This is a genomic window from Serratia sp. (in: enterobacteria) (assembly GCF_051654945.1).
Taxonomy (GTDB): Bacteria; Pseudomonadota; Gammaproteobacteria; order Enterobacterales; family Enterobacteriaceae; genus Chania.
This window is the reverse complement of the sequence record NZ_JBOFZA010000024.1, coordinates 116,014-138,010: the sequence shown is the minus strand read 5'-3', so window position 1 is coordinate 138,010 and position 21,997 is coordinate 116,014. Positions and strand designations below refer to the sequence as shown.

General features: G+C 52.3%; 22 protein-coding genes. 20 read left to right on the top strand and 2 right to left on the bottom strand.

Going from position 1 to position 21,997, the window contains the following annotated elements:
• From ACRDCA_RS02090 to ACRDCA_RS02030, 13 genes are all read left to right on the top strand, one after another.
• Positions 1-742, top strand: a 742-nt coding sequence (locus tag ACRDCA_RS02090; protein ID WP_438688095.1) for a hypothetical protein, incomplete at its 5' end; no start/stop codon positions are given.
• 16 nt (positions 743-758) lie between these two features.
• A complete protein-coding gene (locus ACRDCA_RS02085; RefSeq protein ID WP_438688094.1) occupies positions 759-1,007 on the top strand; it encodes an acyl carrier protein in 249 nt (82 codons plus the stop codon).
• Positions 1,008-1,011: 4 nt separating this feature from the next.
• The gene (locus tag ACRDCA_RS02080) at positions 1,012-1,746 is read left to right on the top strand and encodes an SDR family oxidoreductase (RefSeq protein WP_438688093.1); all 735 of its coding nucleotides are present in this window, start codon (positions 1,012-1,014) and stop codon (positions 1,744-1,746) included.
• A 583-nt stretch (positions 1,747-2,329) separates the two neighbouring features.
• Positions 2,330-2,878 (top strand): tyrosine-type DNA invertase, encoded by a 549-nt coding sequence (locus tag ACRDCA_RS02075; RefSeq protein ID WP_438688092.1) that lies wholly within the window; start codon positions 2,330-2,332, stop codon positions 2,876-2,878.
• A 495-nt stretch (positions 2,879-3,373) separates the two neighbouring features.
• Positions 3,374-3,910, top strand: a complete 537-nt coding sequence (locus ACRDCA_RS02070) for a fimbrial protein (protein WP_438688091.1) — start codon at positions 3,374-3,376, stop codon at positions 3,908-3,910.
• Positions 3,911-4,013: 103 nt separating this feature from the next.
• Positions 4,014-4,694 (top strand): fimbrial biogenesis chaperone, encoded by a 681-nt coding sequence (locus tag ACRDCA_RS02065; protein ID WP_438688098.1) that lies wholly within the window; start codon positions 4,014-4,016, stop codon positions 4,692-4,694.
• Positions 4,695-4,800: 106 nt separating this feature from the next.
• Positions 4,801-7,359, top strand: coding sequence for a fimbria/pilus outer membrane usher protein (locus ACRDCA_RS02060; RefSeq protein ID WP_438688090.1), 2,559 nt, complete (start codon positions 4,801-4,803; stop codon positions 7,357-7,359).
• An 11-nt stretch (positions 7,360-7,370) separates the two neighbouring features.
• On the top strand, positions 7,371-8,492 hold the full coding sequence (locus ACRDCA_RS02055; protein WP_438688089.1) for a fimbrial protein: 1,122 nt from the start codon (positions 7,371-7,373) through the stop codon (positions 8,490-8,492).
• Positions 8,493-8,557: 65 nt separating this feature from the next.
• Positions 8,558-9,094 (top strand): fimbrial protein, encoded by a 537-nt coding sequence (locus tag ACRDCA_RS02050; RefSeq protein WP_438688088.1) that lies wholly within the window; start codon positions 8,558-8,560, stop codon positions 9,092-9,094.
• A 407-nt stretch (positions 9,095-9,501) separates the two neighbouring features.
• On the top strand, positions 9,502-10,095 hold the full coding sequence (locus tag ACRDCA_RS02045; RefSeq protein ID WP_232785416.1) for a LuxR C-terminal-related transcriptional regulator: 594 nt from the start codon (positions 9,502-9,504) through the stop codon (positions 10,093-10,095).
• A gap of 64 nt (positions 10,096-10,159) precedes the next feature.
• Positions 10,160-10,810, top strand: coding sequence for a LuxR C-terminal-related transcriptional regulator (locus ACRDCA_RS02040; RefSeq protein WP_438688087.1), 651 nt, complete (start codon positions 10,160-10,162; stop codon positions 10,808-10,810).
• 167 nt (positions 10,811-10,977) lie between these two features.
• Positions 10,978-11,403 (top strand): hypothetical protein, encoded by a 426-nt coding sequence (locus tag ACRDCA_RS02035; protein ID WP_438688086.1) that lies wholly within the window; start codon positions 10,978-10,980, stop codon positions 11,401-11,403.
• Positions 11,400-12,821: an FKBP-type peptidyl-prolyl cis-trans isomerase N-terminal domain-containing protein gene (locus ACRDCA_RS02030; protein WP_438688085.1), complete on the top strand. Its 1,422-nt coding sequence runs from the start codon at positions 11,400-11,402 to the stop codon at positions 12,819-12,821. The genes ACRDCA_RS02035 and ACRDCA_RS02030 overlap by 4 nt, the downstream gene beginning before the upstream one ends.
• A 38-nt stretch (positions 12,822-12,859) precedes the next feature.
• On the opposite strand, the gene ACRDCA_RS02025 is transcribed toward ACRDCA_RS02030, so the two are convergent.
• The gene (locus tag ACRDCA_RS02025) at positions 12,860-13,411 is read right to left on the bottom strand and encodes a tyrosine-type DNA invertase (protein WP_438688084.1); all 552 of its coding nucleotides are present in this window, start codon (positions 13,409-13,411) and stop codon (positions 12,860-12,862) included.
• Between the two features lie 499 nt (positions 13,412-13,910).
• Between ACRDCA_RS02025 and ACRDCA_RS02020 the strand changes: the two genes are divergently transcribed.
• Positions 13,911-15,563, top strand: a complete 1,653-nt coding sequence (locus tag ACRDCA_RS02020; protein ID WP_438688083.1) for a multidrug ABC transporter permease/ATP-binding protein — start codon at positions 13,911-13,913, stop codon at positions 15,561-15,563.
• 141 nt (positions 15,564-15,704) lie between these two features.
• A complete protein-coding gene (locus ACRDCA_RS02015) occupies positions 15,705-15,896 on the top strand; it encodes a hypothetical protein (RefSeq protein ID WP_438688082.1) in 192 nt (63 codons plus the stop codon).
• Here the strand turns inward: ACRDCA_RS02015 and ACRDCA_RS02010 are convergent.
• Complete coding sequence (locus ACRDCA_RS02010; RefSeq protein WP_438688081.1) at positions 15,846-17,060, bottom strand: CynX/NimT family MFS transporter; 1,215 nt, start codon at positions 17,058-17,060, stop codon at positions 15,846-15,848. The two genes, ACRDCA_RS02015 and ACRDCA_RS02010, sit on opposite strands and share 51 nt — an antisense overlap.
• 696 nt (positions 17,061-17,756) lie before the next feature.
• Here ACRDCA_RS02010 and agaR point away from each other — a divergent pair.
• From agaR to ACRDCA_RS01985, 5 genes are read left to right on the top strand one after another with little or no spacing between them, the layout of a single operon-like run.
• Positions 17,757-18,533 (top strand): transcriptional repressor AgaR, encoded by a 777-nt coding sequence (gene agaR / locus ACRDCA_RS02005; protein ID WP_438688080.1) that lies wholly within the window; start codon positions 17,757-17,759, stop codon positions 18,531-18,533.
• 20 nt (positions 18,534-18,553) lie between these two features.
• Complete coding sequence (locus tag ACRDCA_RS02000; protein WP_438688079.1) at positions 18,554-19,837, top strand: D-tagatose-bisphosphate aldolase, class II, non-catalytic subunit; 1,284 nt, start codon at positions 18,554-18,556, stop codon at positions 19,835-19,837.
• A 1-nt stretch (position 19,838) separates the two neighbouring features.
• Positions 19,839-20,315: a PTS N-acetylgalactosamine transporter subunit IIB gene (gene agaV, locus ACRDCA_RS01995; RefSeq protein WP_166733256.1), complete on the top strand. Its 477-nt coding sequence runs from the start codon at positions 19,839-19,841 to the stop codon at positions 20,313-20,315.
• Between the two features lie 14 nt (positions 20,316-20,329).
• Positions 20,330-21,109: a PTS N-acetylgalactosamine transporter subunit IIC gene (gene agaW / locus ACRDCA_RS01990; protein WP_438688078.1), complete on the top strand. Its 780-nt coding sequence runs from the start codon at positions 20,330-20,332 to the stop codon at positions 21,107-21,109.
• Positions 21,099-21,992: a PTS system mannose/fructose/sorbose family transporter subunit IID gene (locus tag ACRDCA_RS01985; RefSeq protein WP_025123170.1), complete on the top strand. Its 894-nt coding sequence runs from the start codon at positions 21,099-21,101 to the stop codon at positions 21,990-21,992. Before agaW ends, ACRDCA_RS01985 begins: the two co-directional genes overlap by 11 nt.
• Positions 21,993-21,997 lie beyond the last annotated feature (5 nt).

Below are 21,997 nucleotides of genomic sequence, written 5' to 3'. Positions count from 1 at the left end.
CCCGATCCACTTTGATCTGCAACACGTCCGCAAAATGGGGGCCGATCAACTGAGCGTCCATGGGATGCGGGCGATGCTGGACATGAAACGCCATTTGAGTGCGACGCTGCTTTCAGCCCCGCCGGAACATGATTTTTATGTTTTCAGCACCCGCATGCGGTGGCCAGTGCTGTGCGAGACGCCGTATTACTTGCAGATCGGGAGCAACGGCAAACAGATCACCGGTGAGTTGCTGGACTGCGCCACACAGGAAAGCTGCTTCAACAGCAAACTGGCTCCGGCCCGATCGCTGGAACTGGTGACTGCCGAACACGAGCATGCGTTGACCGTGACGGAGGTGATGGCGCTCTGCCAGCCCTTCCCGGGGCAGGCATCGGAAGCTACACAGGCGTGGAGTTTCTTTGATGCCCTGCTGTTCCAACTGCTGGTCAAGTCCCCGGAGACGTTGGCGGCGCTGACGAACGCACTACCGGAACTCCAGGCTGCCACGCTGATCGAGGTATTTGCCCAGATCCCGGTGGTGCAGACGCACCATGAAACTCACTTCAGCGCCCGCCTATTTAACCCCGCGAGGCTGTTTGAACCCGAAGATCGGCTGTATTACACCATCCAGCCGATGTTGATTATCGGGGACAGAAGCAGCGGGTTTGCGTTACGTGCGGTGATCGAGGCCAGAACGCAGCGGCACCCGCTGCTCGTCACCTCGGTAACCTTAAAAACATGGCCATTGGCCGATAATTAACCATAGGGATATCATCATGGAAAAGTACCAACAGGTTTATGACACCGTCAGTGAAATGATTTGTGATGCCAAAGATCTCGAGATGAGCGATCTGGCACCGGAGATGCCGCTACATCAGTTGAAGCTGGACAGCCTGGACTACGTGGAGCTGATGGTGCTGGCCAAACGCGAGTTTGGGGCCACGCTGACTGCCGAAATGTTCATCGACAAGCCGAATATGACGCTGGGTGAACTCTGCCAAAGCCTGGCCGATGCGCAACAGTGATCCTATGACAAAACAATGGGTGTTAGTGACAGGCGGTAGCAGAGGCATTGGCCGCGCGCTGGTGGAAGAGCTGGCCAGGCAGTGGAACGTGGTGTTTACCTGCCGTAGTGGCTCGGAGGCGGAGTCGGCAGTGAAGGAAGCCTGCGCCGGTTTATCGGGCTGGGTGGAAAGCTGCGTGTGTGACGGCAGCGACGAACAGGCGGTAGATGTTGTGGCTCCGCAGCTGCTGGCTCGTCATGGTGCGCCTTTTGCGGTGATCCATAACGCCGGGATCACGCTGGATGACCTGCATATCCAGCAAACCGGTGAGCGCTGGCGGCAGGTGATCGACACCAATCTCAACGCCATTTTCTACTGGAACCGCCATCTGCTGCCGGCGATGATGGCACAGGGGGAGGGGGCGATGGTGCTGATGTCTTCGGTGACGGGTATCAAGGGCAACACCGGGCAAACGGCCTATGGGGCCAGCAAAGCGGCGATGATCGGCATGGGGAAATCCCTGGCGCTGGAAGTGGCGCGTTTTGGTATCCGGGTGAACTGCCTGTTGCCAGGAATTATAGAAAGCGAGATGACGCAGGCCATTCCACCGGAGGCGCTGAAGGCGCTGCGCAAGCAAATCCCGCTGCGCCGCCTCGGCAAAGCCAGCGAAGTGGCGCGCACCACCGCATTTTTGATTGGTGATGACAGCCGTTATATGACGGGCCAAAGCCTGATCCTCGATGGGGGATTGACGGTCTAACCACGCTAATCGCAACTCTTTTTAGGGTATCGCCAGGTACCCTTTATTATCTGAACGATTGACTATTTCATTTGTCTATTCGTGTACTTTCTCTTAATTCCACTCAATCCCCTGTAATTATCAATCCACAATCCATTTCATCTCAGCCTGGCATAAGTAACAGTAATGTATATTACTCCCTCTCCAGTTATTTACTCACCCGCCATTATTGATTTTAATTATGTTTATGTGTTCGGAGGTTGTTAAAAACTTGTCACAATCAACCTGTCAGATTATTGTGAAATTTGATTAGGGTGCTAGCATATTGATGCTTGCATTCTGGTTAAATCCATTTCATTTGATAAATTAAATTATTATTTCATTTGTTAGCGGTTTGCGGTGGCAATTTTATCTCAAGGTTAACCGGGCAGCGATGCTGCGAAGAGCTATTATGTCCCGGATGTTACATGAGTGTTTATCGGTTATACTCGGTTCTGGATTCAGGATGCTATCCGAAAACAGGGAGTTGGTTCCCTGAAAACCGTTGTGGAAATGAAAAAGGAGGAAAAATCCACAAACTTTTGGTGAAAAGTAATGAGGTATTATGACCAGTCGTAAACATTTAACCCCTTCCGAAGTAGAAAAGTTGCTTGAGGCGACCCTACGGGGTAAAAACCCTGAGCGTGATTACTGTTTGATTTGGATGTGTTTTATTCATGGATGTCGGGTAAGTGAAATCAATAGCTGGCGGCTGTCAGATATCGATCTTGAGGGTGGCAATATCTATATCCACCGGTTGAAAAACGGTTTCTCAACGGTTCACCCTCTGTATGTTCGTGAACGTAAGTGTTTACAGCGTTGGATGGCAAAGAGAAAGCAGTACCGTGGTGCAGATAGCGAATGGTTGTTTCTTTCTAATCGGGGGTCGCGTCTCTCGCGGCAACGTATTTACTGGTTAATTCGTAACTATAGCGAGGCCGCTAACCTGGAGGTTAATGCGCATCCCCATATGCTGCGCCATGGCTGCGGTTTTGCCCTGGCGGATCGTGGGATCGATACGCGATTGATTCAGGATTATCTAGGCCACAGAAATATTCAGAACACGGTGTTATATACGGCAAGTAACGCCAGAAGGTTTAAGGAAGTATGGTGATTGGCAAGGAGTAAATATGTCAAATGAGTCACTTTGAACTAAATTGCAACATACTCTAAGGATAGACCCAAATAATGTCAATACTAACTACTTGATAATTGGGTGTTGCTCGCAAAATTCTTTAATAACAATGTGTTGTAGTGTTTTCTTTCGTTGGCAGTTCCTTTGCTAAATCCAAGCATTTTCTGATCTCGCTCCCTAAAAAAATCATGCGAAAAAGTCAGTAGTAATCCTCCTAGTCCATAACTCTAAAATTTCATTTATTAATAGTTCAATATTTTGATGAGAACTCTACTGATGGCCATCCGTGGCACGTTTAACCAAAGGAGTCACTTTAGTTCAAAATGAATCGTTTGGCTGGGGTAGCAATACTGCCCAATCGCTATTTGCGGAGGTAGTCTCCAGTCTCTGAGCTAAATAAAAAGGAATGACATAGGGTTATGTCAAAAATAAACAAGTGCGCGTCTAAAGTGCATTATTTTAAAGGAAAGTAGCATGAACAAGAACCTAATCGCCATCACCGTATTGACTGCCTCCGCATTGACCACCCAAGTAGTAACCGCAGCAAGCGGCACCGTTAACTTTGAAGGTAAAATCACTGCAGATGCTTGTGATATTACCGGCAGCAAAGACCAAAAAGTGCCTATGGGGACCATTGCAACCAATTCATTTACCGGTGCGGGTTCAACCTCTAATAATGTTGCTGCATCTAAAAGCTTTGAACTGGTTTTGGAAAAATGCCCAACCACCGTTAGCACCGCGACCGTAAGTTTTGATGGCATCAGCGTTGCTGGTGACGACACAGTTCTGGCGCTTACCGGTGCAGGCACGACTGGCGTAGCGACTGGCGTAGGTATCCAGATCTCTGATGCCAAAGATAAAGTGGTTCCTCTACATCAGGAGTCTTCGCCTTATACACTGCAAGCTGGTACCAACTCTTTGAAATTTGTCGCTCGTTATTATGCAACAGCGGCAACTGTAGGTGCAGGTTCAGCTAATGCAGTAACCAACTTCACTATTGTTTACCCATAAGCTTTATCCGTCCTGCTTTTTGTGGATGGCATAAAACTCTGGTCAGGAGGGGCGCAAGCCTCTCCTGGCTTCTATCTCGATGGTTTAAGTGGGTGAACAAGAAATGAAAGTTTGGCGGAGCGCAATAGCGGCGGCGTTACTATTTACAGTTGGTGCCCAGGTGCAGGCAGGCGTTGTCATCGGCGGTACTCGTTTGATTTATGATGGCAGCCAGAAAGAGGCGTCTCTGGGGTTAAATAACCCGGATAAAGTTCCGTATCTGGTTCAATCTTGGGTCGATTCGTCCTTGAAAGGAACTAACGCTAAAGCCCCATTTATTATTACCCCACCGCTATTCCGCTTGGATGCCGAGCAAAGCAATATTCTGCGTGTGGTGCGGGCTGGCGGTGAATTACCCAGCGATAAAGAGTCACTCTATTGGCTGCATGTCAAAGCTATCCCAGCTGGGAGTAAAGATGCGGGTAACACTCTGCAAATCGCGATTAAGACAAGTATAAAGCTTATTTATCGGCCACCGGGTTTAGCGGGTTCATTGGATCAGGCAGCCAAGGGCTTGAGCTGGCAGCGAAGTGGCAATGCGTTGCAGGTGACTAATTCATCACCCTATTACATCACCTTCTTCAAGGTCAAGATTAACGACAGTTTGGTGAAGAGCGCCACCATGGTTGCCCCACAGTCTAGCGAACGTTTTGAACTGCCAGCCGGCAGCAGTGGTAGCGCACTAAGTTGGCAAATCATTAACGATTATGGCGGCGTCAGTGAATCGTTTATCGGGAGTCTGTAAGGCACTCACCAGAATAAATAAAGTTAATCCCTGCAACAGGCAGTAGTAGGGAAAGGACGTAGCTTGCCGGAATTTGCTGGCGCGGCTGATAAATGGAGTTAAGTGGATGAAAAACCCGAAGAGTATAAGCTCTCGTGGATTTAACCGTACCCCACTGGCGTGGCTGATCTCGTGTCAGATTGCCATGTTGACGGGGATCCCCGGTGGTGTTCAGGCCCGCGATTACTTTAACCCGGCGCTGCTTGAACTTGGCAGTCCTTCTCTGCAAGGGGTCGACCTGACGGTTTTTGAAGACGGTCTGAATCAGGCTCCCGGTAACTATCGAGTCGATGTCTATCTGAACGGTTCGATGATCGATACTCAGGAACTCGATTTCTCCTTGCAGAAAAGTGCGGCAGGTGAAGAAAGTCTGCAACCCTGTCTGAGTACAGAGATGCTGGAAGGAATAGGGGTTAAGATCGCCTCCTTCCCAGCGATTTTGGCCGCTGGTTCTTGTGTCGATTTGGCACAGGCAATTCCCAATGCGTCGGCTACGTTCCGTTTTAACCAGCAACGACTGGAATTGAGTATTCCGCAGGCGGCACTGAATTCGGTAGTTCGTGGCTATGTATCGCCTGACAAGTGGGATCAGGGCATCCCGGCATTGCTGGTCAACTATAACTTTAGCGGTGCCAATAGTTCTGCTAGAAACAGCGATAGTACAGGTAGCAACAGTTACTATCTCAATCTGCGTTCCGGCATCAATCTCGGTGCTTGGCGTCTGCGTAACTATTCGACCTGGAGTCGTAACTCCGATGGTGAAAACCATTGGGAGTCCATCAACACCTATTTGCAACGCGATATCATTGCGCTGAAGAGTCAACTGATACTGGGTGACAGCTCTTCACCAAGCGAGATTTTTGACAGCGTACCTTTCCGTGGGGGGCAACTGGCCTCGGACGACGAAATGTTGCCTGATAGTCTGAAAGGTTTTGCGCCTACGGTGCGTGGCATTGCCCGTAGCAACGCTCAGGTAACCATTCGTCAGAATGGTTACGTGATTTATCAAAGCTATGTTCCACCGGGAGCCTTTGAAATCACCGATCTTTATCCGACCGCGGGTAGTGGTGACCTGAACGTTACTATCAAAGAGGCCGATGGTAGTGAACAAAACACGGTAGTGGCGTTCGCTTCCGTTCCCGTATTGCAACGCCAGGGGCGCTTCAAATACAGCCTGACCAGTGGCCAATATCGCTCGTCAAACAACAATGTCAACGATACGCCATTTACTCAAGGTACGGCGATGTATGGTCTGCCTTGGGGCGCGACTCTCTATGGGGGGGGGCAGGCAGCCAGCAAGTATCAAGCCGTTTCCGTTGGCTGGGGGCAAAATATGGGAACCATTGGAGCTCTTTCCGCCGATGTGACCCAGGCTTGGGCAAAACCCAACCAGCGTGACAAAGAGAGTGGTCAATCATGGCGTATGCGTTATGGCAAAAGCTTTGCCGAAGTTGGCACCAGTTTCAGTCTGGCCAGTTATCGTTATTCAACGGCGGGTTTCTACACCTTGCAGGAAACGCTAGATAGTTATACCGACGGTCTTTCGTCACCATACAATAATCATAGGAAGAGTCGTGCCGAGCTGTCCTTGAGCCAACGTCTCTGGAAAGGCGCGGGAGCGCTGACGCTCCGCCTGTACAACGAGGATTACTGGAATGATAACCGTCGTACCCAATCGGCAAGTGTTGGCTATAACAATAGTTGGAATAGCATCAGCTATGGTTTGAACTATAGCTACAGTAAAAATGCCTATGGTAGCAACGGCGATCGCTACAAGAATGACGACCATATTTTTGCCTTTAATATCAACGTACCACTGAGCAAATGGCTACCAAACGCATATACCAACTATAACCTGAATAGCAGCCGCAATGGCAGCACCAGTAACTCGGTTGGGCTTGGCGGTTCTGCGTTGCCAGATGACAACTTGAACTACAGCATCAGCCAGGGTTACACCAGCGGGGGCACAGGTGCCTATGGTAATGTCAGCGTTGACTATCGCGGTGGCTTGGGGCAGGTGAACGTAGGATATGGTTATGACCACTCCTTGCAGCGCGTTAACTATGGTGTGAAGGGGGGGGTTCTGCTGCACGAAAACGGCCTGACGTTATCACAATCATTGAGTGAAACGGCGGTACTGGTAAAAGCACCGGGTGCCAAAAACATCAACATTGCCAACCAGACCGGGGTAACTACCGACTGGCGTGGCTACGCCGTAGTGCCCTATACCTCGGCATACCGCAAAAATACTATCTCAGTCGATACCACCACGCTGCCGGACGATGTCGATATGGCCTTGAACAGCCAGACAGTGATCCCAACCCGTGGTGCCATCGTACGTGCCGACTTCAAGCCGAATATCGGTGAACGTGTGTTGATGACCTTGCTAATGCGGGGCGGCGCATCGGTGCCGTTTGGTGCCACGGTGGCTGATAGCAACGGTGAGGGCAACAACGCCAGTATTGTTGGCGATGGCGGCCAGGTCTTCCTTACCGGTATGTCCGGTAGCGGGATGCTGGATGTGAAGTGGGGTAATGATGCTGGTCAACAGTGCCAAGTACCTTATAGCCTGCCGGAACAGAAAGAAAGCGCCGGTATACGTTTGATGAATGGCCAATGTTTATAAAGGCTTTAAAGATGAAAAAAATACAATTCATAGTACGGGGTTTAACCTTGCTCGGTGGCTTGGGGCTAACTCAGCAGGCACTAGCATTAGGGATCGGCGAGTGTAATTTGGTTAGTGGCGGTACTCATCGGTATGAATTTGATTTTACAAAAAATATAACTGACCCATTTGAGAATATAATTGGACACGAGGTGCAGAATGCAGCCGATGGTAAATGGGAGAAAGGTGGCTATCGGGTTAACTGTAAATGTGATGCGACTGGCAAGATGAACGAGTCATACATCACTGCTGAATCTCTGTTGACAAAATCCGAAGGAACTAGAGATGGTTGGCAATATTTTCTCTTGCCGAATACTGATGGCAGGCTTGCCGTAGCTTCGAAAGTTAATGTTGGTGGTGGCTATGAAAACACACAGGTTCATGCACCTTTCACTAAACTTAGTAATAAGTGGACTGAATGGGATGATAGTTGTGAAGATATAGATTATGCCAGCGGTAGTACTGGTACAGTTAATCTGTTATTTCTAAAACCATTTGTGGGTGAGACGGTTATACCGTCTGTGACATTTCTGAATATTTATATTTCTGCACATCCTAGTGTCAGAGGTTCCACGCCAGTTGCTTCGGTATCAATGTCAGGGAGAGTGACGGTGAAGCAAAGCTGCCAGTTTTCCGTTTCATCTATTTCGATACCCTTTGGCGATATCATGTCCGACAGTTTCAAGGTTGCTCCGGGGCAGAAGCCAACTGGCTTTAACAAAGAGTTTACCAAAGAGATTACCATGAAATGCAATAATATTTCTGACGGGGTGAAAGTCTTCTTGTCGCTTAAAGGGGACTCTAATGTGAATATTAAAGACGCATTAAAGACGGTTAATAAGTCGGACGGCACCGAAAATGAGGATATCGCTATAAGATTTATCGATAAAGAAAATAGGCCCATTAAACCTACCCCGGTCGGTCAAGAAGGTGACTCAACTGATGGTTTGTTGAAGGTTGATATGAAGGGGTTGGGTGAAATAAATAGTACTGGCAGTACCAGTTTTACCGCTTACCCAATCAGCGCGACCGGGAAGCCTCCTAGGGTCGGTGAGTTTAATGCCACTGCCACTCTCAATGTTCGATTGGATTGATTTTTATTAATAATTTATTGTTGTAAATGGTAATTATGTGCTAACTAAAGGAAAGGAAGATTATAATGGATATGAAAGGAATGTTTAAAGCGACTGCTCTGTGCTTGGCTCTGGGGGGAATGGGATTCACGGGTTTTGCATCGGCAAATGTAACGTTAAATATTAACGGGACGGTTAAAGCTTCACCATGCCAGGTTGTGACTGATGGCAAAGGCAATATTGAAGTTCAACTGAATGGAGGTAAAGCTATTGAAGCGGCGAGTATGGCAAATCCGCAAAGCCATACTGATTTTAAAGAGTTTTCATTGACGCTGAAAGACTGCCCAGCTGCAACAACCAAAGTTACAGCCACCTTCACTGGCGATCCAGCTGATGAAGACATTGAAATGTATAAGAACAGCGGTGGTGATGCAGATGCAATTCAGATTCACCTGACTGACAAGGGCGAAACCCGCAAATTAGGCACGGGTTCGACCATGGATGCCCCTGTAGTTGCTGACGTGGCGACCTTTGATCTGAAGGCTCGTGCTTATACTGCGCAAGGCGGTGTCAAGCCAGGTAGTATCAGCACTGCTGTACAAGTAGGGTTCGTTTACCACTGATTACGGTATAACACCTTCAATACCATAAGAAAGCCTGGCCCCACTTTCTTAATGGCAGAGCGATTCATGAGCGGTTTTTATACCCGATGAATGTCAAGCCACGGTTTGCCAGGCAACGGGTATGCAAATCGGGGCTATTGCAAACGCCAGTAGCCTGGCTATTTGCATTTGGCTACTGGCGAATAAAAATAATAAAGATAACCCCGGTGAATAAATAGGGGAATGAAGTGACATTTTTGCACACCAATTTATCAAGGAAGTAAAAAAGGGAATTCGGCAGAAATGGGAGAATCAAAATGACTACGGCTCATGCCTATCAGAGAGGAAGTGCACATTACCCCAGTCCCTACGGGCAAAGAGGGGAGGGCGTGATCGTGATGGAGTCTTGCCCCATCACGGCGCTGGGTATGCGAACAATTTTGGCCCAATCCTGTGGCTTGACGGACGGAGTACAGCGGGTCAGCAATCTGGCGCAAATCCCTGGGATTATGCGCCATCGCCCGGCCAGGCTGCTGATTATGGAACTGTGCGGTGAAGAAGAGTCGGTGTTGGATGGCTTGCGAGTGATTGCGCAGTGTCTGGAACACTGGCCAACCACATCGATGATCGTTTGTACCGCACTTGACGATCCACGGGTATTGCAATTACTGACTGCATCGGGGATCAAAGGATTGGTTCTCAAGCAGGAGCCTGCCATTGCGCTGGCACAATGCGTACAGCAGGTTATCTCGGGCCGCCGCAGCTATAGCCATAAGGTCAGGCAATTGCTCACCAATCAGTCGACGGTCAACAAAGCATTGACCGCTCGCGAACTGGACGTCTTGGCCTATCTGTTCTCCGGCAAAAGCGTGACCACGGCGGCGATGATGATGCATCGTGATGTGCGCACCGTCAGTACGCATAAGCGCAATGCCATGCATAAACTGGGCTTTCAGAATGATGGCGAACTCTATTTGCAGGGCAAGTGGATGGCAAAAACCGGCCCGGCGTTCGTCCGGTAAGCTTGCTGTCGATATGCCCCGTTCCCTGGATGGAATAAGCGAGATAGTTATACAGGAGTAGCATATGCAACCATTATCACAAAAACCGCTCGGCCTGGCGTTGATGGATCGTAGCCCGCTCACATTGGCTGGATTGTCCTGCTTTATCGGCACGCTCAATGCCACCACTGAGATCACCCTGCAGGAAACCAGCATGGCAGCGATTGCCGAAGGGGTGCTGTATCAGCCGGTTGATATTCTCGTCACCGAAATCAATGGCCTGAATGAAACCGCAGAACAGGGCCGCGATATCCTGTTGAATCTGTGTACACAGCAGCCTGAACTGCGGGTCATTGTTTATACCAGCAGCCAGAAAGGGGAAGATTTGTGCAAACTGCTTGAGGCTTCCAATATCAGTTTGGTCTCCCGTGGGGATGAACTGCCGCAAGTGGGGGAGTTCTTTCATCGGGTATTCAACGGCGAGCGCGTATTAAGCCCGCTGATTGGCTCTTACCTGGCTCGTAGCGATCCCGATAATGCTTCCAGCCTGAATAATCTCACCCGTTGTGAAAATGATGTACTGACCTCCTTGTTCAGCGGGATGAGCCTGCGGGAGATTGCCGAAGTGCAGCATCGCAGCATCAAAACCATCAGCGCGCATAAATGCAGTGCCATGCGCAAACTACAGGTTAAAAATGACAGCGAACTATTTTCGTTGAGAAAGAATATTTCCTAGTGAGTTAGGTTGTGCGATTATTGGTTGGAAATTGAGCTTAGCCCCACGGTGCCGTCAGTAAGTATGGCCTGGGGGGCAACCCAGAACGAGCGGAACAATCCATCACCAGTATGAGTGCCTGTTAGTACGGCGGTGAAGGACATTATCCAGCCAGGAAGGAATAAAATTTGAAACAGCTTCAGAAAATCCGCGGATACCGGCAGCGGTTGCTTGCCAGTCTGATCATCAGCAACGGTTTGCTGTTGGCCGGCTGCGCGAATGAAAGCCCGGTCACCTCTCTTGTCACACCTCCTGCGGAGCCTGTTGTCGTTGCGGCTCCACCCCCACCGCCAGAGCCCACTCGTATGAGCCGGTGCCAGAGTGAACTTGCTTCCTTGCAAACCATCAGCCCCCAGGCCTATGCCGCCAGGAAGGCCAGTTTTGACAGCCTGGTAAAAAATGCCTCGGTTTACAGTGCGGTGCGTGGCGAAGTGAACTCGTCCACCAAGGATACGTTAGACGCTCTCTACAAGTATAAAACCAATCAGGTATGTGCAGAGATCGGGCGGGATGTTCTTAACGGACTGATCCGTAGAGTGGAGGGTGTGAAATGAAGCAGGGGTTGAAATATGGTCTGGCCTTGAGCCTGACGTTGCCGTTGGGCTGTGCGTTTGCTGCCGATCAACTCAAGGATGATAGAGCCAGCACTCTCCGTTCCCTGGAGACGATCACCAGCAAGGTGGATGAAGCTCCGGCGCTGCTGTTATTGAGCCCTGCGCAGATGGATGCGCTGCGCAAGCCGGTAGAAAAGGAAGCCACTAAACCGACCAGGCGTCCCGCGAGTAAAAAGCCCCTGGCGCCAGACTCAGCTTCAATGACTGAGCTGAAAACCTTGCAGGCGAAAATCAATCAGTTGAATGACACTCTCAGCCAGCGGGACCAGGAACTGAAGCAACTGCGTCAAGCCGCCCAGCAGGATGCGGATGCCCGCGCCGAGATTAGCCAACTGAAGCAGAATCTGCAGGATAACCTGCAGGCAACGGAGCAGATGCAGCAGGATCTGGCCGCGGCCACGGCAATGAAGAGCGAGAATTCACAAAACAATGACCGGTTGCAGCAGGCGCTTGAGCATAGCCAGCAGCAGAGCTCGTCATTGCAAAAACAGTTGGATGCGTTGGCTAAGTCGCACAACGACAGTAGCCAGGAGAATAAGGCGTTACAGGCGGAACTGAACGAAAGCCGTAAGCAGTCCGAACAGGCGCAGCAGGCTTTGGCAGAGTTAACCGCCAAATCGCAGGCTACGCCAGCCTTACAGGCCGCTTTGGATGAAAGCCGCAAGCAGAGTGAAAGCCTGCAAAGCCAACTCACCGCGCTGCGCAAGGACGTCGTCGAGCCAAAATCAAAGAGTGAAATTCGTGACTACGCCATTGGCAGTTCCCTGGCGGAAGATATGTTGGCCTTACTGAAAGAGCGAGCGTCACAGGGCATCAAAGTGGACAACCGTCTGGCGTTGGCGGGGGTGCAAGACACCTTCGCGGGTCAACTCAAGTTGCAGCCTGAACAGATCGAAAGCGCGTTGGGTGCCACCGAGGTAGCCCTGCGTCAAAATGAGAAGCAGCAAACTGAAAACACCAAAGCGGCAGGTAAGCGCTATTTCGAGCAGTTTGCCAAGCAAAAGCAGGTGAAAAAAGAGGCGTTAGGCTATCTCTACCGTATCGACAAGCCGGGCAAAGGGCCAATCAGCGCGGATAACATGATCAGCGTGGTGGTAAAAGAAAGCCTGATCAACGGCAAGGTCATCAAAGACATGGCGGCGGCAGACACCTCGATCACTCAGTTACTGAGCAGCTATCCACCGATATTCAAATCTGCACTCATGAAGTTGCAAAATCACGGCAGTATAACGATGGTAGTACCTCCTGCCTTGGCTTACGGCGATAAAGGCCTACCCCCCGATATCCCGCCGGGTTCGACTATGATATATAACGTCAGAATATTGGATATTGCACAACCCGCCACACCGGCGAAGTAAAAATGTACTGCCAGTGGGTGTCGATATGCTTATCCGGGTTAAATATGTATTACCCGAAAGCGTTCAACATTACTGGCAGTATAAATAACGGTGTTTTGAATGTTTCTATGGCCAAGATAATCCTGAATGAGCCGGGTATCGATCCCTCTATCAGCCAGGGCATAGCCGCAAGAATGGCGTAGCATATGGGGATGCACCTGTACGTCGATACCCGCTAATTCGCCGTAGGACTTTATTAAGCGGTAAAGTTGCTGGCGCGAAATCTGCCCGCCGTGGCGGGAAAGGAACAGCCACGGGCTATCCGACTCCAGGTAGCCTGGGCGTTTTGCCAGCCAGCTGCCTAACGCGATACGTTCCCGGATTTGAATAGGGTGCTGCACAGAAAAACCATTCTTTAGACGGGAGACGTGTAAGCGATTGGTAGACAGGTCAATATCCTCCAAACGTAGCCCCCGCAGCTCACTGACGCGTAATCCATGAATAAAGCACATCAACAGCATACAGCGATCACGGCAACCATTGATGCCGTCCGGGACGGCGGAGATCATTCTCTCAATTTCAATATGACTGAGATATTTGCGTTTTTTCATTCTCTTATCCCTAAGTTACATAAAGCAAATATGATTGGTGATTGATTCATTTAAACATTGAATACCCGGTGCAGCAAACAAAATAGTAAAACTAATTTGGGATGAGTCTTAAAAAATTATCAAGTAGCTAGTATTTAAGGGGCGTTGTACGGTTATTTATTTTAACGAAATAACTTAACTGATCATAAAGTAACCACGTTTTTTGGGGGTGGAAAGCATATATTTTGACATTATTAAGCGCATCTTGCCGATAGTCTGATTATCTCTAGGGGTTTTAAGTTGCCTTGAGTTTTCTCTATTTTTGGGATTTTTATTATGCCAGAAATAATGCTTTCAACCATGACTAGCGCTGAAAGTGATTTATTCATGGGGCCACATTGGGTCAGCACGGCCAGGCCAGACCAGTACCAGGTGACCAAACAAAATGAGAATTGTTATTGATATCACGCTTTCGCCAACTACAATGCCCGCCAGTGCATGATTTTTGGTAGGGTTTCTCATGGAGTTGTTACGGGTAGTGTTCCAGCAGTATCGCTGGCCGTTTCTGGCGGTAATGGCGTTAACGATGGCCAGTGCGGCGTTGGGGATTGGCATCATTGCATTTATTAACGTGCAACTGATGGGCGCGGCAGGCAACCCGCTGGTGGTGTTGCCACAGTTTCTTGGTCTGTTGGCTCTGTTGATGGCGGTCACACTCGGTTCGCAACTGGCGTTGACCACGTTGGGGCACTATTTTGTTTACCGGCTGCGGGGGCAGTTGGTGAAACGCATACTGGATACCCATATTGAGCGCCTGGAGCAACTGGGCAGTGCCTCGCTGCTGGCCAGCCTGTCGAGCGATATCCGCAATATCACCATTGCTTTTGTCCGCCTGCCGGAATTGGTTCAAGGGGTGATCCTGACTCTGGGGTCGGCGGCCTATCTGGGCTGGCTGTCGCCTGCCATGCTGGGCGTGACCGCGATCTGGGTGACGGTCACTATTTTGGGCAGTTGGTATCTGGTATCGCGGGTTTATAGCCACCTGAGCAGCGTGCGCGAAGCGGAGGAGCGGCTCTATCTGCATTATCAGGCGGCGATTGACGGGCGTAAAGAATTGGCGCTGAACCGTGACCGGGCAAAAATGCTGTTCCAGCAGGCTTACCAGCCTGATGCTGGTGATTATCGTCACCATATTATCCGTGCAGATACTTTCCACCTCAGCGCCGTTAACTGGTCGAATATCATGATGCTGGGGGCCATTGGCCTGGTGTTCTATATGGCAAACAGTCTGGGCTGGGCGAACACCACCGTGGCGGCGACCTATTCCCTGACCTTATTGTTCCTGCGTACCCCCTTGTTACAGGCGGTTGGGGCATTCCCGACGCTGATCGCCGCCGAAGTGGCCTTCAATAAAGTGAAAGCGCTCAAACTGGCGGACTATGAACCAACATTTCCGCCAACCCAGGCTAGGGCGTGGCAAACGTTGGAGCTGCGTGAGGTCGCGTTCCACTATGCGGCGGGTGAACAGCAATCCGGATTTGCTGTCGGGCCGATCAATCTGACGTTACGGCGCGGTGAGCTGGTGTTTCTGATTGGCGGCAACGGCAGCGGTAAATCGACGCTGGCCATGCTGCTGACGGGGTTATATGTGCCCGTTAGCGGGCAGATCCTGTTGGACGGCAAACCGATTGAGGCGGCCGGGCGCGAAGACTATCGCCGCCTGTTTTCTGCCATCTTTACCGATTTCCATCAGTTTCATCACCTGCTGGGGCCGCAAGGGGAAGCGCCGGACGCCGAACTGGTGGAAACCTGGCTGCACCGCCTGAAAATGAAAAGCAAATTGGAGTTCGACGGTACGCGAGTTACCAATCCGCAGCTTTCACAAGGGCAGCGCAAGCGCTTGGCCCTGTTGCTGGCGGTGGCTGAAAAGCGGGATATTTTACTGCTGGATGAATGGGCAGCGGATCAGGATCCCCAATTCCGCCGTACTTTCTACCGTGAGTTACTGCCTCAGCTGCGCGAAATGGGGAAAACCGTCTTTGCCATCAGCCACGACGACCATTATTTTGAGCATGCAGATCGCTTACTGCAAATGCGTGATGGGCATCTGACTGAGCTGATCGGGGCTGAACGCCACCAGGCCAGCCAAGATTCCATCCGACAGATTGATTGATATGCGATTGAGGGATAATACCTAACGGAGCGATTGCTTATAACGATAATCCAAATCGTCAGCAATGATTTACTCTATGTTCAGGGGGAAGCCTTACGGCTTCCAATTGGCAACAGGGTAGTGAGGGGCAACAACGCGTCGATGGATAATCAATCAGTTATTCCCACCGCAGAGAGCCAGTTGGCAGAAACGCCAAGGTTGCCGCCATCCTGGCAGCTCAATGAGCGGCAACAGCGCTTTATCGAAGATCTTTGGTTGCCCGCAGATCAGGCTGTTACCGCTTCAGCCGATAATCTTGCGCCGCCCGGCCAGGATGCCGAACAGCATCTGTAACAGGGTCAGCCCCAGCAAGATCGTCAACGGCACCGTCCAGCCTTGCGTCAAATCATGTACCAGCCCAAACAAAGTCGGACCCAGTGCAGCCAGCAGATAACCGATGGACTGCGCCATCCCGGAAAGCACCGTCGCCTGATGGTGATGTTGGCTGCGCAGACCAAAGAAGGACAGCGCCAGCACCAATGAACTCCCCGCACCCAGCCCGGCAAATATCAGCCAGATAAGCGAGTGGGCAGGCAGCAACAGCAATCCGCCCACGCCAATAAAGATCAACAGTGAACTGACCAGTGCGATCCCCCGTTGGTCGCGTGCGCGCGGCAGTGCAAACACCATCACGAAGTTAGCAGCGATCGCCACGATCTGATAAACAAACAGCTCGAACCCCGCCTGCTGCGGTGAGGTGCCGTGGCTGGCAGCAAAGGCGCTGAACCAACCGATAATGGTGTAGAAGGTGATGGATTGCAGCCCCATAAACAAGGCTACCTGCCAGCCTAGTGCGCTGCCCCAGGGGGAACGAAAGGTCTCTGCGGCCATCGGTGTGCCGGTCCGGGCTACCGGCGTGGGTCGCTGTTTCAGCTGGGGAAGCCAGATCGCCAAAGCGATAAACGCCGGCAGGCTCCAGCACAGCAGCGAAAAACGCCAGCCGTTATCGTTGAATGCTGCCAACGGTACTGCCATACCCGAGGCGATAGCAGCCACCAGTGACATCACGGCGGCATAGGTACTGATCATCACCGCAGCCCGGTGAGGGAAATCGCGTTTTACCAGCGTAGGCAGTACCACGTTGGCAAAGGCGATGGCCGCGCCGATCAATACCGTCCCTAACCACAGCATACCGTCCCACGCTTGTGAACGCAGCACGATCCCGGCGACCAACAACATCAGTGCCAGCCCAAGCGTGCGCTCGATCCCTATGCGTCTGGCAAGCGCGGGGGTCAATGGCGATAACACCGCAAACAGGATCAGCGGCAGGGAGTTGAGTAATCCGGCGGCGGTGGCAGAAAGCATCAGCTGACGCTGGATCTGTTCCAGTAACGGGCCTACGCTGGTTAAAGGGGCGCGCAGGTTGGCGGCCACCAGCATGATCCCGGCCAATAATAAGCCACGCGTCCAACGACTGCGTTTAACCGCACAATTTACGGATGATTCGGGTTGGGGCATGAGATCCTCGCATCGGGCATGCAGCCAATCATTAGTGCATGACGAGATGCGTTGATTGACGTTAACGCTTACGTACCGGCAGGGCTGCCAGTATCTGTGTGCCAGTCTAGGAAAGATTGGTCGCCATGACAAGAGGTTAACAACGACGCGATCGGCGCCGACCAGGTGACTTTGATCAAAACCAAGGCAACTAGTGCTGGCGGCAATGCCCCCTATAACGGATAGTAACGCCAGTAAACTTATTATGAGGAAATGCCATGTCTTCTTTTTACAGCCCCCGTCGCATTGTGCTTTACACCATCGCCGTGATCGTGATCCTGGTGGTCGTTGGTCTGGTGACACACCTGGGTGTGGGTTGGCTTAACTGAACCAATTAATGGTTTTGTGATGTTGATCACCTAAGGAAAGAAAAGCCTGTTAGCCCCTGCCCGCCAAAGCCGCTTTCACTGTGCTATTTTTCACATACTCTTAACCTGCCGCCCTATCGGCCTGCGGCAGATTTCACTTTTCTCGCCCCCTTCGAGGAAATAGTTTCATTTCGTTTCGATCCGAAAGCTTTTTATCCCCATTTGCTGCTAAAACTGCCCTGTAACCCCGATCACAATTTCATTGCTTTCGCTTTGTTGTAATAGCGCCGCAGTAGAGCGAAAGCCATCATCTCCCGGTCAACCCCGGAAACCTGAGGACCTATTGCTCATGCCAGTGAACACCGCTAAACGACGTGAAAACATCATCGATCTGCTCTGCGAGCACGGTAGCGTGCGGGTGGAACAGCTCAGCAAGCAGTTTGCTGTCTCCACGGTAACGATCCGCAACGATCTGCGCTTTCTGGAGCGCAAAGGTTGTGCGCTGCGAGCCTATGGTGGGGCGATGCTCAACCAGCAGTTTGCCTTCGATCGCCCGCTACACGACAAAGGGCGTTTGAACCGCGATGTGAAATCACAGATAGCCTGCCGGGCGGCAAGCTATGTGCGTGATGGCGATGCGCTGATCCTGGACTCCGGCTCCACCACGGCCCAGATCGTGCCCTGGTTGAAGCCGCGCCGCGATCTGGTGGTGATGACCAATGCGTTGAACATTGCCTATGAGCTTTCAGGCTACGACGGGACGGAAGTCATGGTGTTGGGGGGAAGCGTCCGGCAGAACTCTTATTCGCTCTATGGCCCGGCTGCCGAGCAGCAATTGCGCCAGTACCGCTTCGACAAACTGTTTCTGGGTGTCGACGGTTTCGATCTGGTTGCGGGGATCACCACGCCTCATCCCGGTGAGGCACACCTCAATCGTGTGATGTGCGAGGTGGCGCGTGAAATTATCGCGGTGGCGGATGCCAGCAAGTTTGGTCGCAAGAGCTTTTGCATGATCCGCGAAGTCGAGCAAATTCATCGGCTGATCACAGATAGCCGTCTTCCACAAGATTACCAGCAGGCGCTCAGCGATTTAGGCGTAGATGTGGTGATAGCCGATCGCGAATAGGGCGCCCCCATGGGGGATTCATGCAGCAGTGGTTACAACTGGTAGCACAGCACAAGGCCGGCCAACCGGTGGGGATATTTTCCGTTTGCTCCGCGCATCCTTGGGTCTTGCAGGCCGCCTTACGGCAGGCAAAGGCACGCGGTACCCCGGTATTGATTGAGGCGACGTCAAACCAGGTTAACCAGTTTGGCGGTTATACCGGCCAGACCGCCGCACAGTTTCGTGATGCGCTGTGGCAGATGGCGGACGACATCGGGTTGCCGAGGAGCGCCATCTGGCTGGGGGGCGATCATCTTGGCCCCAACGCCTGGCAAGATCGCCCGGCCCAAGAGGCGATGGCGCTGTCGGAAACCCTGATTGACGACTATGTGCGCGCCGGTTTTCGCAAGATCCACCTCGACTGCTCCATGTCCTGCGCCGACGATCCTACCCCGTTGGGCGATGAAGTTGTGGCACAGCGAGCGGCGCGCTTATGTGCGGTAGCGGAACGGGCTTGGCAGCAAACGGGTGGAGAAGCTCCGGTGTATGTGATCGGCACCGAAGTGCCGGTGCCAGGCGGCGCACAGGAAACGCTGCAAGGCATTCAGGTTACTACGCCGCAGGCAGTCTCCATCACGCTGGAAGCGCACCGCCATGCCTGGCAGCAGGCGGAGCTGGGTAGTGCCTGGCCGCGAGTGATTGCGTTGGTGGTGCAACCCGGCGTCGAGTTCGACCATCATAGCGTCGAACATTACCAACCGCAGGCGGCGCAGGCGCTGAGCCGCTTTATCGAACGCCAGCCGGGGCTGCTGTATGAAGCCCATTCGACCGATTACCAGACACCCAAGGCTTATTCACAGCTGGTGCGCGACCATTTCGCCATTCTGAAAGTGGGCCCGGCGCTCACCTTTGCGCTACGTGAGGCGCTGTTTGCCCTCGATCGTATCGAACGTGAATGGTTGGGGGAACATCATTCGGCCCAGCTGTGCGCCACGCTTGAACAGGTGATGCGCGAACAGCCTCAACAGTGGAGCCGCTACTATCACGGCAGCCCGCATCAACAGTATCTGGATCGACATTACAGCCTGAGCGATCGCGTGCGCTATTACTGGCCACAGCCGCAGGTCCAGCAGGCCGTGGATACGCTGATGGATAATTTACGGCGCAACCCAGTCCCATTGGCCTTGCTCAGCCAGTATTTACCCGATCAGGCACGGGCCTTGAATGCCGGTGAGCTGAGCCAGGATCCACAAGATTGGGTGATCCACAAAGTGACCCAAGTGCTTGAAGACTATCACTCAGCCTGTTACCCGGAGGTGCGCTGATATGCCCAATATTCTGATGACCCGTATCGATAACCGCTTGGTACATGGCCAGGTCGGTGTGACCTGGACCAATACGCTGGGTGCCAATCTGGTGGTGGTAGCCAACGATGATGCCGCGGCCGATCCGGTACAGCAAAACCTGATGGATATGGTGGTCGCCGAAGGCGTGCAGACCCGTTACTTCACGCTGCAAAAAACCATCGACGTGATCCATAAGGCCGCGGATCGGCAGAAGATTTTTCTGGTGTGCAAAACGCCGCAGGACGTGTTGACGCTGGTGCGGGGCGGAGTTCCCATCACCTTCGTCAACGTCGGCAATATGCACTTCGCCGCCGGGAAGCGGCAAATCCACAAGACGGTCTCGGTGGATGACGATGACATTGCCGCCTTTCGTGAGCTGGCGGCGTTGGGCGTAGCCTGTGAGGTGCGCCGGGTGCCGGATGAAGCCGGTGAAGCGATAGGCAAACTGCTTGCTTGAGCACTGGGGGAAATATGTTAACTGACGCGTTATTGATTGCATTGCTGGCGGGATTGGCCGGGGTCGATCTGTTCGATGGCCTGACCCATTTCCACCGTCCGGTAGTGATGGGGCCGCTGGTTGGCCTGATCCTCGGGGATGTTACCACCGGTTTGCTGGTGGGGGGGACGTTGGAGCTGGTATGGATGGGCATGGTGCCACTGGCCGGTGCGCAGCCGCCTAACGTGGTGATCGGCGGAGTGGTCGGCACGGCGTTTGCCATCCTCACCAAGGCCGATCCCAAAGTGGCCATTGGCGTGGCGGTGCCGTTTGCCATTGCGGTACAGGGCTGTATCACGCTGCTGTTCACCGCGTTTTCGCCGATGATGCACCGTTGCGATCGCATGGTACAGGAGTTGAACTGGCGCGGCGTTGAGCGGGTGAATTACCTCGGCATCAGCATCCTGTTTGTTTTCTATTTTGTGGTGGCGTTTTTGCCGATCTACTTCGGTGCCGATGCGGCCAGCGCCATGGTGCAGAAAGCGCCAACCTGGTTGCTGGATGGGCTGGCGGTGGCGGGCGGCATGATGCCTGCAATCGGCTTTTCACTGCTGATGAAAGTGATGATGAAGAAAACCTACGTGGCGTATTTCATCCTCGGCTTTATCTCGGTGACGTTTCTTAAGCTGCCGATCCTGGCGGTGGCACTGGGGGCATTGGCTATCGCGCTGATCGATTTCTTCAACAGCCAACGGGCTGATGCAGATGTGACCAGAAAAACTGTTCAACCGGAGGACGCCGAAGATGGCATTTAATGATTCTGACGATCTGCTGGCGCAAAAAGCAGAAAAACGCCTGGAACAGGCATTGGCCACCAGCCAGGTAGAGCAGGACGACTACGTCGATAGCCGCCCGGCAGAAACGTTGACGCGCGGCGATATCAACCGCATGGCCTGGCGTTCACTGCTGTTGCAGGCATCGTTCAACTATGAACGTATGCAGGCTGGCGGTTGGCTGTATACCCTGATCCCTGGTCTGCGCAAGATCCACCGCAATCCGCAGGATCTGGCGAATTCGATGAAGATGCACATGGAGTTTATTAACGTGCACCCCTTCGATGTCACCTTCCTTTCGGGGTTGGTGCTGGCGATGGAGCAAAACAAGGAAAAAATCTCCACCATCCGAGCGGTGAAAGTGGCGCTGATGGGGCCGTTGGGTGGCATCGGCGATGCGCTGTTCTGGCTGACGTTGCTGCCGATCTGTGCGGGCATCGGGGCATCTCTGGCGCTGGAAGGCAGCCTGTTTGGGCCAATAGTCTTTCTGCTGTTGTTCAACGTATTCCACTTCGGCTTGCGCTTTGGATTGGCGCATTACGGCTACCAGGCGGGCACCAGTGCGCTGACATTGCTGAAAACCCATACCAAACGAATATCCCATGCGGCATCGATCGTCGGCATGACGGTTATCGGTGCGCTGGTGGCGTCTTATGTGCATCTTTCTACACCGTTGATCATGCATGCCGGTAAAGCCACTGTGGCACTGCAAACGGACGTGCTCGATAAATTGATGCCTAACCTGCTGCCGCTATGTTTCACCTTGCTGGTGTTCTTCCTGATGAAGCGCGGCTTCTCACCGGTGAAACTGATCGGTGTGACGGTGGTGATTGGCGTGGTGGGTAAATTTATCGGTTTGTTATGAGGAAG